Origin of the sequence: Embleya sp. NPDC056575, assembly GCF_042793325.1 — a bacterium.
Lineage (GTDB): Bacteria > Actinomycetota > Actinomycetes > Streptomycetales > Streptomycetaceae > Embleya.
Genome location: NZ_JBHTVA010000074.1, coordinates 1 through 12,951, shown reverse-complemented (window position 1 = coordinate 12,951; position 12,951 = coordinate 1). Strand labels below are relative to the sequence as shown.

11 protein-coding genes are annotated in these 12,951 nt (G+C 69.7%); 2 read left to right on the top strand and 9 right to left on the bottom strand.

The features are described from left to right. Nucleotides 1–264 precede the first annotated feature (264 nt). Nucleotides 265–2,766, bottom strand: coding sequence for a hypothetical protein (locus ACFRCG_RS39270; RefSeq protein WP_380040559.1), 2,502 nt, complete (start codon nt 2,764–2,766; stop codon nt 265–267). 316 nt (nt 2,767–3,082) lie between these two features. Between ACFRCG_RS39270 and ACFRCG_RS39265 the strand changes: the two genes are divergently transcribed. Next, nucleotides 3,083–3,319, top strand: coding sequence for a hypothetical protein (locus tag ACFRCG_RS39265; RefSeq protein WP_380040557.1), 237 nt, complete (start codon nt 3,083–3,085; stop codon nt 3,317–3,319). A 541-nt stretch (nt 3,320–3,860) separates the two neighbouring features. Here the strand turns inward: ACFRCG_RS39265 and ACFRCG_RS39260 are convergent. The 5 genes from ACFRCG_RS39260 to ACFRCG_RS39240 all read right to left on the bottom strand — a co-directional run bounded on the left by ACFRCG_RS39260 (nt 3,861) and on the right by ACFRCG_RS39240 (nt 7,651). Next, nucleotides 3,861–4,859 carry a hypothetical protein gene (locus tag ACFRCG_RS39260; protein ID WP_380040555.1) on the bottom strand — a complete coding sequence of 333 codons (999 nt, stop codon included), beginning with the start codon at nt 4,857–4,859 and terminating at the stop codon, nt 3,861–3,863. Continuing rightward, nucleotides 4,856–5,821, bottom strand: coding sequence for a hypothetical protein (locus tag ACFRCG_RS39255; RefSeq protein ID WP_380040553.1), 966 nt, complete (start codon nt 5,819–5,821; stop codon nt 4,856–4,858). The genes ACFRCG_RS39260 and ACFRCG_RS39255 overlap by 4 nt, the downstream gene beginning before the upstream one ends. Further along, nucleotides 5,818–6,774: an ATP-binding cassette domain-containing protein gene (locus ACFRCG_RS39250; RefSeq protein ID WP_380040615.1), complete on the bottom strand. Its 957-nt coding sequence runs from the start codon at nt 6,772–6,774 to the stop codon at nt 5,818–5,820. Before ACFRCG_RS39250 ends, ACFRCG_RS39255 begins: the two co-directional genes overlap by 4 nt. Nucleotides 6,775–6,776: 2 nt before the next feature. Further along, the gene (locus ACFRCG_RS39245; protein ID WP_380040551.1) at nt 6,777–7,163 is read right to left on the bottom strand and encodes a septum formation family protein; all 387 of its coding nucleotides are present in this window, start codon (nt 7,161–7,163) and stop codon (nt 6,777–6,779) included. Nucleotides 7,164–7,354: 191 nt separating this feature from the next. Continuing rightward, the gene (locus tag ACFRCG_RS39240) at nt 7,355–7,651 is read right to left on the bottom strand and encodes a hypothetical protein (protein WP_380040549.1); all 297 of its coding nucleotides are present in this window, start codon (nt 7,649–7,651) and stop codon (nt 7,355–7,357) included. A 250-nt stretch (nt 7,652–7,901) separates the two neighbouring features. Here ACFRCG_RS39240 and ACFRCG_RS39235 point away from each other — a divergent pair, with 250 nt between their 5' ends. Then, nucleotides 7,902–8,528: a helicase associated domain-containing protein gene (locus tag ACFRCG_RS39235; protein ID WP_380040547.1), complete on the top strand. Its 627-nt coding sequence runs from the start codon at nt 7,902–7,904 to the stop codon at nt 8,526–8,528. Nucleotides 8,529–8,973: 445 nt separating this feature from the next. Here ACFRCG_RS39235 and ACFRCG_RS39230 read toward each other — a convergent pair whose 3' ends face one another. The 3 genes from ACFRCG_RS39230 to ACFRCG_RS39220 form a co-directional block, all read right to left on the bottom strand. Continuing rightward, nucleotides 8,974–9,333: a hypothetical protein gene (locus ACFRCG_RS39230; protein ID WP_380040545.1), complete on the bottom strand. Its 360-nt coding sequence runs from the start codon at nt 9,331–9,333 to the stop codon at nt 8,974–8,976. 830 nt (nt 9,334–10,163) lie between these two features. Further along, nucleotides 10,164–11,009 (bottom strand): arginase family protein, encoded by an 846-nt coding sequence (locus ACFRCG_RS39225; protein WP_380040543.1) that lies wholly within the window; start codon nt 11,007–11,009, stop codon nt 10,164–10,166. Nucleotides 11,010–12,307: 1,298 nt separating this feature from the next. Further along, on the bottom strand, nt 12,308–12,799 hold the full coding sequence (locus ACFRCG_RS39220) for a VOC family protein (RefSeq protein ID WP_380040541.1): 492 nt from the start codon (nt 12,797–12,799) through the stop codon (nt 12,308–12,310). Nucleotides 12,800–12,951: the final 152 nt, after the last annotated feature.

The window sequence follows — 12,951 nt, the reverse complement described above, 5'->3', positions numbered from 1 at the left end:
GACCGGACCACGCGTACCGACATACACGAGCCCTGGCTCATATCGCCGGCCACCTCGGGCTCCCCCGCCTGACGGTCGCGCCCGACGACCTCCTGTCGGCGAGACTCCACCACCACGGAACCCACCCCATCATTGAAACGCTCCGCCACAGCGCCCTGTCAGCCGGATGCTCCAGGCGGCGCGGTGGGGGCGGAAAATACTCCCTTTGCTCGGGGTGTACACCGGTCCCGCTTCCTTTTGGCTTCGACGGTCGCGGAGTTGCGGTCAGGATGTTGCGCTCGCCGCGGTGGCGAGCAGTTCCGGGAGGGTGCCGGCGAAGGTGTCCAGGAGGCGTAGGGCGACCACCCATGCCTCCGGGTTGCCGTCGAGATGGTCGCGGACGAGTTGTCCCAGCAGGGCGCCGGCGTCGTGGTCCTCGAAGATCCGGGCGGCCGGCAACACGGCGGCCGGTCGGCCGTGTTGCAGCAGGTCCCGGATGGTGAAACGACCCTCGGCGAGCGCGTCCGTCACCCAGGCGTCGTGGGCTCGCAGGGTACGGCGGGCGAGGGCGCGCAGTGTTGCCCGCGACGCCGGTTCGCCGTCGCGGGCCGGGGTGGCACCTCGACGGTGTCGGCGCAAGGTGTCGGGGCAGTGGGGGAGTTCGGCGAGACCACGGACGACGTCGTGCCCGAGGTGACCGCGCGCGTTCGCGGCCTCGACGACGGACCAGTCCCAGCGATAACCCTCGTTCAGGAGCTGGGGCAGCGAGCGAGCGGTCGCGGTGCGCAGACGTTTGCCGAGGCTTTCGGCGGATTCGGCGTCCCTGACGTGCTCGCGCAGGGTCTCCAGCGCGGTCCGCGAATCGGGGTCGGCGCGCAGAGCAGCGATCAACTTCTTGGTGGAGTCCGGGAACCAGTAGGGAATCGCGACCGCGTCCCGACCCGCACGTTCCCACTGGCCCAACGCCATCTTCAGTTGCAGGTGCCGACTGCCGATCTGGACGACGGCGAGCGCCGCGGCGAGCAGATCCGGGTCTCCGGAGCCGACGAACGGGACCAGCCACTGTCGCTTCGGCGACGTTCCCGAGGGGAGGAGTTCGGCGCGCAGTGTCGGCGAGAGCGGGAGACGGGTGCCCGCCGGGTGCGGGCGCTGCGGGACGCCCTGGACGAGGTCCTGGAGCAGACGGCCGTTGGCGTGGACCTGGTAGACGAGTCCGGCGTTCACCTCCGGGTCGTCGAGAGCGGCGAGGGGAGCCACCGCCTCGGCGGGCAGGCGACGATGGCGGGCGGTGAGGGCGAGTTCGCGGCTCGGGCCGCGCGCGATCAGGTCGGTGAGGCGGGCGGGGCGCCAGCGGCCGTGCACGGTGATGTCGTACGCGGTTCGGCCGTCCACGTGAGGTGCCAGTGCGTCGATGGTGCGATCGTCGGCGGCGTCGGCGAGGACGACGAAGGCCCTGCGGCGTGCGTCGAGGCGCGGTGTTTCGGTGTGGCCGGGGACGTTCGCGGCGGCGGGCCACGGCGCGAGGGGGACGTCGGTCGTGGCCGCGTGCCGGGCGCCCTTCTCCACGAGTTCGGGCACGGTGCCGCGGAAACGGTTCAGGTGTTCGGCGACGGTGTGCCAGGCCGCGGCGTCGGTTCCGAGCCCGGTGCGGACGAGTTCGGCGAGACGGGCGTGGAATTCCTTCCACATGGGCGCGGGGGCGCAGGTGCTGTCGGAATGCGCGAGTGCGAGTACGGCCTTGGCCGGACGGGCATGGACGAACAGGTCCTCGCCGGACAGGCCGTCGCCGTCCGTACACCGCTCGACCAAGGCCTTCAGCACCTTCGCGGTGACGCGTTTCGGCGGCAGTTCGCCCAGCGCCGTGGCGGGGGGTGTCGTTGCACTCACGCTCAGGAGTTCTTCCGGACGCGGGTGGGTCCGACACAGCGCGATGAGCAAGTCTGCTGGACAGTAAGGGTGTTCCACGAGCGCCTGCGCGGCGGGCGGGTCGAAGGGGATCAGGGCGTGTGCCGCGAGGAGGGCGGGCACGTCGAGTTCGGTGCGCCAGACAACGCTGTCCGCCGCGTCGGAATAGGTGTCCGCGTGGCGCAGTTCCTCGATGAGGCCGACGGTGCCCTCGGCCTCGATCAGTGCGGCCCGCAGGCGATCGTCGCCGATTCCCGTACCGGCCGCCTCGAGGAGTTCACGCACATCGGGGTGCGGGTCGGCCTGCGCGGAACCGAGCACCGCGCGCACCGCATCCTCGCCGCCATGGGTGCGCAGGGACACCAGCGCACGGAGTCGTTCGGCCCGGGTCGGTCGCACGTCGGGTGACGACAGAACGTGGGTCAGCACGTCGGGAAACGGGCACACCACGGCGGCGGCGAGAACGGCACGGTCGTTGCCGTCCACGAGCCGTCGGCGCAGCGTGGCCCACGAAGTCCGCCACTCCGGCCGCGTGTCCGCAGCGGCCAATACCCGCCTGCGGTCGCGCTTGGTCCACGACGGTTCCTCGAACACGGCGAGCGCGATCCGCGGATCGCCGGTGACGGTGAGCCGATCGCGCAGATCCGGGATGGCGGCGAGAGCCGTCGTGTTGCGCACCAGGGCCTCGAGGCCGGGTACCCAGTGAACCGCGAACACGGCGTCCACCAGGGGGCGTGGCGGAACACGCCGGCCCAACAGGCCGGTGAACAAGGCGGATTCACGATCGAGGTTGACACGGTGATCGGCCGCCCGCCCGGCCGCCACGAGCAGCGCGGCCGGTGACTCGAGACCGGCCTCGTCTGCCGATACGTCGTCGTACACGCGTGAGTCCTCGTTTCCCCGAAGTCGTCCGCTCGCCGTGCCGTCATCGGCGCGAACGCGGGCGACTCTATCCACGCCGAGCGACATCCCACGTCCCACACATCCCACGCAACCGGCCCGAACACCGGACGCTGTCGGGGCGACCGGGGCCGGCATCGCCGCGTGGCACCGCCCAGGCCCGTACGAAGAACACTCGTGGGCGTGCCCGTGGCGCACCTGCGGCGCGACCGCGCGGGCACGGGTCTACCCGCCCGCCCACCGGGTGTGGTGCCCACGGCACGCGTGTTGGAGCACCGGCGGGCCCCGACCATGGCTCGTGGACACCCCGGGTGTGCTCGAACTCGCCCACACACACTGGGAACACCACAGGCTCGGACGCCGGCCGAACGCGAACACCGCCTACACGTGGGCACAGGCGATCGTCACCCGCTGGTACGACCACGAGCTGTATCCCACCGGCCGGTGGCGGGCACGAGGACACCGCCTTGCGGTGGCCAACCCCAACCACACGACCACGCACGGCAGTTCGTGGACATTGAGGCCCGGCCCGTGATCATCCATCCCGAAACGGTCGTCCTCGCCCACGCCCTCGCTCGTACGCGCCTACCCGCGACACCCCACCCCGACCGGCAGCCGGCCGTAACCACATTCCTCGGACCCGACGACGTCTCGCGGTCCTGGAACCACCACCACACCCGACCCTGAATAACCCCGCCCGGACGCCGGCCGCTTCGGCGATGATCCGCACGTGCATACCGGCTCACCGTCCCGGAGGTGTCGATGTCGAGCAGACGCCGTACCGCCCACGGGCGCGGCACCGAGGCGGCCCCCCGGGGGCCCGGAGAACAGGCGTTCCCGCGTACGTCGGCCATATCCCGAACACACCCCCGCTCCCGGGGTACGTGACACAGGAACGGTCAACCATCCGACAAACCCCCGCCGGCGTGTTACAAGGCCCGCGGCACTGTCCTGATCACTTCATGACAGCCGACAACAGCGCCACCACCACACCTCAAACACCCTCCGAACCCGCCGGACACCCCCACCGAGCGACACCGACCAACACACCACCGTCACAACGCACACCCACACCCCTATTTGATGTCCGTGCGTACATATCGCCAAGCTGCCAAGGTCAGGATCGGCATGAGGTGGATGAATAGTCCGAGATAGCCGTGACCAGCGGTGAGGCCTTCGCGCATTGCGGCGCAAGCGACCTCGCCGACACAGTCGGTGGGGGCGTCACTCGGCATCATCGGTCGCTCGTTGAGGAGTGCGAACGTCAGCCCCGAGAGGTGATACTCCAAAACGCCCGAGGCGAAGTCGCGCAGGAGTCGTTCGCCGAGGACGACGTAGGCGAAGGCGATGGCCAGTGCGATCGAGGTGCGCCGGGTCAGCATGGCCAGGGCGTAGCCGATCAGGGCCATGACCGCGACGAAGGACATTCCGCGAAGGACCAGGAGGGACAGGACGAGCCAAAAGCGGGTGTCGGTGCCCGCCATGCTGCCGTTGAGTGTCGCGGCGGCCACGAGGAAGGGCAGTGTCAGAATCGCGGTGGCGGCGGCGAGGGCGGCGGCGAGGGCGGCGACGACGAGTGCGCGGGTGGTGAACAGGCGGGCGCGTCGGGGTTCGGTGGCGGTGAGGGGCAGCATGACGCGGGTGGTCCAGTCGGCGCCTCCGGCGAGGATCCCGAAGGCGACGGCCCCGGTGCCCAGGGCGGACACGATGCCGCGCAGGTCGACAAACGCCGCCTTGGCCATCTGGTAACGGGGGTCATCGAAGAAGGCGTTCGCGCTCATCCTGGGTGATAGCGGCCGCGCGTGGGAGGCCGCTTCCTCGGCATGTCGGCGGAACGCGGCATCGGCGGTCCGCCAGGCGCCGGCCATGTCGGTATCGTGGGAGAGGATCTGCGAGATCCCGAAGGCGACGACGAGCAGCGGGAGCGCGTACAGCGCGTACCGGACCGTTCGGGGGGCCAGCGCGCGGGAGACCTCGGCGCGGATCAGGCGCCTCAACGGCACCGGCGGGGTCGCGGGTGCCGTTTCGACGGTTCTGGCTGGAATGGTGGTGTCGGTGAGGGGTCGGGTGTTCATCCGATGTCCGTCCTGGTGTGACGCCAGGCCGCCGCGAGCAGGACGGGCAGCACGTACGCGAGCAGGGTGAGGAAACCGTCGGTCTGGGTGAGATCGACGTGGATCGCCTCGCATCCGGGGCCGGCCATGCAGACGGAGTCGGCGAGTGGGATCACCGGTTTGTCGTTGAGGATCGCGAACGTGACGCCTTGGAGATGGCGTTCGTCGAGATCGGGCGCGTAGTCGCTGATCAGTTGTTCGGCGAAGGCGAGGTAGACGAAAGCCACGGCTAGAGCTGCGGACGTGCGGCGCAAGAGCATGGCCAGGGCGTAGCCCAGCAATCCCATGAGTGACACGTACACGATCCCGCGCGTGTATTGCCCGGCGAGTACCGTCCAGAAGTCGGCGTCGAGTCCGTTCAGGCTGCCCTTCCAGCGTCCGGCGAGCAGCAGTGTCGGGACCAGGAGGATCCCGGCGCAGGTGGCTGCGCCGGCGGCGATGGCGGCGGTGAGCACGGCGCGGACGGCGAAGAGTGCGCCGCGTCTGGGTTCGGCCGTGGACAAGGTGAGCATGACGCGGGAAGTCCAGTCGGCTCCGCCGGCGATGATGCCGAGGCCCAGTGCGGCCGCGCCGAGTGCGGACATGAGGGCGCGCATGTCTACGAATGCCTCGGTGGCCGTCATGTAGCGAGGTTCGTGGTACCAGTTCGCGGCGCTGACGGAGCTGATATCCAGGCCGTGGGACGGGGCGGTGAGGAGCGCCTTTTGGTATTCGGCTTCGGCGTGGGTCCAGGCGGTTGCGACGTCGGTGTCGTGGAGGAGGAGTCTGGACAGGCCGTAGGCGATGACGATCACCGGCAGGGCGTATAGGGCCCAGCGCACGGAGCGGTAGGAGGTCAACCGTGTGGCCTCGGCGCGGGCCAACGCCCACGACGAGCGGGGTCCCGCCCGCCGGTCCGGGGTGGTGGGGACCTGTGTGGTCACGTTTGCTCGCCGTTCTGCGGGTCCGCGGTGGTGGCGGCGCGGATGGCGGCGACGTAGACGTCTTCGAGGTCGGGCGACTCCTGTGACATCTCGTGGGGGTATATGCCTTGGGAAGTCAGGATTTTGAGGATGTCGGGGCCTTGCGCGGTTGCGTCCAGGCGTAGTTCCGTACCACGGGGACCGGTGCGTGTCGTTGTGTGGTACCCGTGGCCGAGGAGTGCAGCGCGCGCGTTGCCTGGGTCGTCGACGCGGAGGACGAGTCGGGGTCCGCCTTCAGCGAGGAGGTCCGTGAGGTCGGCGTCGGCGATGCAGCGGCCGTCGCGGACGATGGTGACCCGGTCGCTGACCTGTTCGACCTCGGCGAGGATGTGCGAGGAGACGACCATGGTCATCCCGAATTCTTCGCGCAGGCGGCCGAAGAGCCCACGCATGTCGCGGACGGCTTCGGGGTCAAGTCCGTTCATCGGCTCGTCCAGGACGAGCAGGTCCGGGCGTCCCAGGAAGGCTGCGGCAACGCCGAGACGCTGTTTCATGCCGAGGGAGTATCCGGCGTAGCGGCGGTCCGCCGCGGCCTCCAGGCCCACGAGTTCGAGGGCTTCGTCGACGGCTCGGGTGGGTGCGCCGAGGAGTTGTGCGGTCAGGCGCAGGTTGTGCCTGCCGGTGAGGGAGGGTGTGAACGCGGGGCCTTCGATGAGTGCGCCCATGTGGGCGGCGACGTGTCTTTGGTCGTGGGGCAGGAGGTGGCCGAAGGCGTGGATGGTGCCGGAGTCGGGGCGGACCAGGCCGAGAAGGGCCTTGAGTGCGGTGGTCTTGCCGGATCCGTTGGGACCGAGCAGGCCCACGGTGCGGCCTTGAGGAATGGTCATGGAGAAGCGGTCCAGGGCGCTCAGGCGGCGCCCCCGTGCGGTCCGGTAGGTCTTGGTGACCTCCTCGAAACGCACCAACTCCGACATGGTCACCGTTTCACCTGCTCGACGGTTGTCACACCGCAGTGAAAAGACCGGTTTCCGGCGACCCACCCGGCTTCTTCGGTCGCGATAAAGTAGTACCTGATCTCGTGGAGGTTCGCGGCGATTCGTTCCCGCAGCAGGGATGCGCAGCCCTCATGGGCCCGCGTCGTCAATCCACCCTGCCCCGGATAGGGTGCACCAGGGGGGTCCGGCATTTTCAAAGTGGCCACGATCTCGAAGCGATGCGCAGCAGTGCAGTCCACGACACCCACCATGTCGTCCGCCCGAACCTTTCCCGCATGGTTCGAGCACATTCCCGGGCGTAATTCGGTATACGCCACCGGCTTACCGGAATCCATCGCTCCGCTTTTTTCGGATTGCGACTGCTTCACCTTCGACGGCGGTACGGGTCTGTCCGCTCCGTCGCTGCTTGTAGCACATCCGACCAGAAAGACCGAAAAAATCATCGTGGTCGATACCCTCAGGAACAAGGGACTCCGCATAAATCCTCGCCATGGCAACGGCACGCGCCCGACCGGTCGGAAGCTCACCGGACGGGCGCGCATCTAGTCGGACGTACGGGTCAGCACTGACGATAGCCGTAGTGCGTGTCCCAAGTGTCGCCGTCGTTTCCACCGTTGTTGTCGGCCCACCAGCTCCATACAAGGTTGCTGTCGATGCCGCCGAGGTAGTGATTACCCGTGTTGTGAGAGTGTCCCATCGCCCAACTGGGATCTTCGGCCCCCGGGTTGCCGTTGATAAGTATTTCTTTCCCCATATCGCATCGCGTGTCGGCGCCGGCGGGGGACGCCGCCATTCCCAGGATGGCTACACTCGCCAGAGTGGCGGCCGCAGTCCCGACGCAACTCCACTTCTTCACACGCCCGTTCATACTTACCTCCCGTTTATCGACTCCTACCCAGCGCAACCATCCTTACGGATGGGCAGTCGGCCGTCAACGAAAAGAGGGCACTTGGCCGGTAATTATCTGCGTATCCGAAAGCGGTTGCATCAGATTCTCATCTAAATCCTCCATGTCCATGACAAAGTCAATCATCCGCCTCAAAACAGGTCATTTAAATTCCATTATCACTTTGCGAAAGAGGCTGGGACGGCAAAATAATGAATGGATGGAATCGCTCGTATACCTGCCGGGTGTTCCGGCCGTGCGGGCCGATCCGGACCTGGACGGTGTGGGGCACCTGGCCGCATCACAGAACGCCGTCCAGGACGGCGTCAGGATCGGACAATGGCTCGCCAACCAACGACGCCACGGCGTGATGGACGACCACCCCGAACGCGAGAGGGCGCTGCGGGAGTTGGACCCGTGGTGGCGACCCAACGGAGGGACCATCGCCTGGCAACGCGCCGCCAACGAAGTACGACTGTTCCTCGGGCGCGGCGGGGCCCTCGACGAACTCGTGCCCGGACACATCGCCGGCGGGCGAGACATCGGCACCTGGGCGCAGCGGCACCGGGGGGCGGGCACGGGGGCCGGGCTGCGGCCCGGCCAACTCCGGCAGCTCGACGAACTCGGCATCCGACCTGAAGGCGGTGGCGGCGCAGCGGCGGAGGCTGCGGGCGTCGACGTCGGCGGCCCCGGTCTCGACCGCGACGGGGCTCGGGTGCCGAGGTGTGGTCGGGGCGTGTGGGAAACGGCGTTCGCCGCGGCTGTCGCCCACCACGAACGCGAAGGACACCTCGAAGTACCCCGCGCACGTCGAAACCGGGACGATGGAGACCGTAACCGGACCTGATGGTGGCGCGGGCGATGCCATCGTCGTCGGGGTCGAGGTGGGCTCGGCAAATGGGTCAACAACCGACGCAACCGACGGGGATCGCTGAACGAGGAACGAGTGCGGCTGCTCACCGAACTCGGCATGCGCTGGTGAAGGGGCGGCGTCGGGTCGGGGGGCTCGTGTGCGGCGGATGTGAGATTCGCAGTGGATTGGGGGTGGGGTGTGGTGTCGATGGGGGTGTTTCGGGCCGCTCCGGCCAAGGGCGAGACGACGTGGTCGTTCATGGGCCGGGTCGCTGTGGGTGCGCATGCCCGGGCCGGTGCCTTGGAAGTCGGCTCCGTCGAGGTAGACCATGGAGTTGACGGTGGCCGGGTCCGCTGCCGTCTTCTCGACGGTGGCCAGGATGTCGGGCGGCAGGCCCGCGGCGACCTCTTCGAGGCTGGGGAGCCATTCCCGGGACCAGTCACTCACCGGCGATCTCGCGGTGCGCCTCGGCCCGCAGACGGGCAATCCCGGTGCCTGCGGTCCGGATCTCCTCGGGGTCGTGCGACCGGGCCACGACGCGCTCCGGCTCCCGCAGCCGTCGGGCCGGGGCCGGGCGGCGCTCGATGGCCACGAACACGGCCCACTTGCGCAGGAAGAGCCGTACCGCGTTCGGCTGGAGGTTCTCCGCGACCCGGTCCAGGGCCTCGTCCTCCTCCTGCTGAAACTCCGGCAGGTAGGTCGGACTCAACACCGCCACCGCCTCCCGAAGCGCCCGGATCTTCAACGGTGGCATCGGAATCAGCAGCTCGTCGCCGCACTCGGCGTGCTCTGCGGTCATGATCTCCTCCCCTACCGGCCAGTCAACCAACGACCGACCCACAACCGCCGCGACCACGAACCCGCCCGCCGGGCGATGGCGTGCCCGCCGGACACGGGGGGTCACCCACGGCAGGTCTTCGATCGAGCGTCGGCACAGGCCTGGAGACGCGTGTGGGAATGATCGGGCGGGCGCAGCCGTCCCGGAAGGTCGGGATGAGGAGAACGGCCGGGCAGGGGTCGGCCGGGGCAGGTCGCAAGGGTTGCGGCGGGCCGTGGCGTTCGGATGTCGACTGTGTGCGGCGCGGCGTATCGGCGGGACGGTGCGGGTGGTTCGGTATGCGGCGCGGTGGGAGCGCGTGTGCGGGCGGCACGGCCGGTGGGGTTGAACACGGACGCCGTCGGGGTGCCGGAACACCTGGACGTGCGCGAGGTGCCGGAGGTGGTCGCGGCGCGGCGGGGGTGTCCAGGCGGTGTGCGTCGGCGGGGGCGTGTGTGGGGGCGAACCGGCTGTGGCGCAGTTGTTCGGCGGCTTCGGCCTGGGCGCGCAGGCGGCGGGCGCAAGTCGCTCGGGCACGGCACAGCGCGGCGCGTTGTTCGTCGGTGGCCTGGTCGGCGAGGTGTGCGGTGCCCAGGCGGCGGCCGTGGGGGTGCAGACTTCGATCTCGTGGGTGTGGTGGGGCATGTGGCGACCCTGGCCTCGCGGCCTGCCCGGTCATCCGGTCGGCGATGTGGTCGCGGTTGCGGAGGGCCACGCCGTGGCTGGTGATGACGCGGGGGCGGGCGTCGGCCTTGAGGGTGTCGAGGGGCCGGGAGTTGGGTCCTGCCGTGGTGTGCCGGGTCGGGGTGGGTTCAGCCGGCGGCGGCCCGAAGCAGCGTCGGGACGATGTCGGCCAGCACGTCCTGGTCGCGGGTGCGGAGGGAGTCGGTCTCGGGATGGGGCTCGTATTCGGTGATGGTCAGGCTCGCGACGGTGAAACGTTCGACGAGCGCGGTGACGGCGGCGAGCAGGGTTTGCGGGGTCAGGCCGCCCGGTTCGGGGGTGCCGACCGAGGAGAACACGGTGGGGTCGAGTACGTCGAGGTCGATGTGGATGTGGATGTGGTCGGCGCCGGTCGCGGCGGTTGCGTCGATCAGGTCCGTCGGGTCGGCGAGGCGAGCTGCGGGCAGTTCGGCGATGGCGTGTCGGTCGATGTACGCACGCTCGCCCGGGTCGAGGGCACGCACTCCGGCGAGGACGAGCCGGCTTGGTTTCAGGGCGGGTTCGGGCACGAGCGCGGCCGGGCCCTCGCCGAGCAGCGCGCGCAGGATCATTCCGTGGAAGGCCCCGGACGGTGACGATGCCGGGGTGTTGAGGTCGCCGTGCGCATCGAACCACACGACCGCGAGCCGGTCGCCATACCGGCGCAGGGCGGCCTCGACCGGGGCGAGGTCGACGCCGCAGTCGCCGCCGAGCGTCAACACGGGCCGGTCGGTTACGGCCACGGCCCGGCGGGCGAGGGCGAGGTTGTGGACGAGCACGTCCGCGTGCGCGACGCCGTCATGGGCTCGGCCGGGGGCGGTGTCGGTGCCCACCCGGATCCGGGGGGCGTCGGGGACGGTTCTTGCGAGCAGACGGGCGCCCTTGACCAGGCGGTGTGCGGTAGTGGTGGAGGAACCCTGCCATTGCGGGATCTCGACGATCGTGAGATCGGACATGTCGGCTGCTCCCTGATGGTTGCGCGGAGGGCGGTGGACGGCCCGGAAGTCACCCTAGTTCTGCATGACTATGTGTGCCGGCGAATTTTCTTCCGGTGAATCGACGGTGGTCCACCGGATTCGGCCGCAGTGTGACGAGGGCGCTGCTGCCGGTCGAGGTATTCCGACACCTCGGGTCGGCCCCGACACCCGACGAGTGGTTCGTATCCCGGTGGGGCGGACCGCGGCGGATTCGGCACCCAGCGCATCCACCGGGTCGCGGGCCCGGCCGTGCGGGCGGGCTTCGGCCTGCGGGGCCGCCCGGCCGCGCGGCCTCTCGCGTCGGGGCACCCGGATGCCGTCCACCGCCGCGCATGCCGCGCGCAGCGGCTCCGGACCGGGAGCGTCCTCCTGGACGGCGGCGTGGGCGGGCAGGAGGTCGGCGACGGCCGTGCGGATCGCGCCGCGGGCCGACCCGGTGCTCGCGGGCGGGGGCGGCGATGGAGCGCCCTTCCAGGTATGCGCTGCGCACGCCGTCGGTCTTCGCGGCCGCCGCTGCGGGGCGACGCCCGCCCTTGCCGCCCATGGCTCGGCGGCGCGCAGCCCGTCGGCGAAACGCAACGGGCCAGGTCCGAGGCCCGCGTCCCAGGGCCGGGCGTGACGGCCACGCCCGGTGACCGCCTCGGTCGCACGGTCGATGAACCACGTGACATACGGGTGGACGAGATCCCCGTCGGCGGTCACACGCGGTGGGGCTTGGACGTGGTCGGCTTCCCGGGTGTGGTCGCGCCGGTCCGAGGGCGTTCGGCGAACACGCCGGCGCACGGGCGGCTTCGGGTCCGGTGGCCACTCCGGCCGCGTCGAGAGGTGCGTCGGGGATCGCCGTGCCGATGGTCGGCGCGGTCTCGCCCAGTTGGATGATGATCAGCAGGCGGATGCGTTCCATTATGTGCGCGGCGTCGAAGAGGAGGTCCCGGGAGGAGGGCCATGTGGTCACGCGGCGGTAGTGGTGCCGCAGGGCCGGTGTTGGGGCGGTGAGTGCCGGCGCGGTGTCGATGAGCGGCAGGATGGCCGGCAGGGACGCCACGAATGCCCGGGGTCGATCCGCGAAGGCGTGCGGGATCTGGGCGCCTCATGAACAGCCCCAGGCCCATCATCACCAACACCGAACGCCGGGTTCGGGGCCGTTCGACGTCCAGGAACGTGGCGTCGAGGCTGGTCAGGGCCCGGGTGCTGAGGACCGCGGCCGGCATGGTGGCCGGGGCATCGCCCGCGTCGGCGTGCCCGTCGGCCCGGGGCGGTGTCGCCGTCGGATCGGGTCACGCGGCGAAGCCGCCGCGGGGCTCGATGATTTCCAGGTTGGTTCCGTCGGGGTCGTTGAAGTAGGCGACCTTCGTGCCGAGTGCGGCGTCGGGGGTGACCTCGCCCGCGATGAACGTGTAGTCGTCGCCGAGGAAGCCGTAGCCCGCCTCCTTCATCCGCCCGTACATCGCGTCGAAGTCGTCCACCCTGAAGCACAGGTGCATGGAACCCGGACGGTTGGCCATGCCGTTCGTGCGTTCACCGGCCGGCTCCCGGAACTGGATGAGGTCGATCCCGAGGTTGTTGTCCAGATTGATCGTGGCGTAGCGCAGTTCGGCCACCGGCAGGCCCTGGGATCGACCGAACGGCACGCTGTGCATGGTCCCCTCCGCCACGGGTTCGCGCCCGGTGAGCGCTCGGTAGAACACGATCGAGGCGTCCAGGTCGGAGACCGAGATCCCGACGTGGGCGGCCCGGGTGAGGTTCATCGGCGTGCCGGTGACGGCCATGACAAGTGCCTCTCGTCGACGCCCCCGTGAGCGAAGGATCGTTCGGAGTCGCGCGTGGCGGGTGTGCGAACGACCGTTTCGTTCAATTCTCCGGGCGGCGGCGGAGCGCGCATCTTGTCGGCGAGGCCCTGGGACGGGGGCGGGGGCGGGGG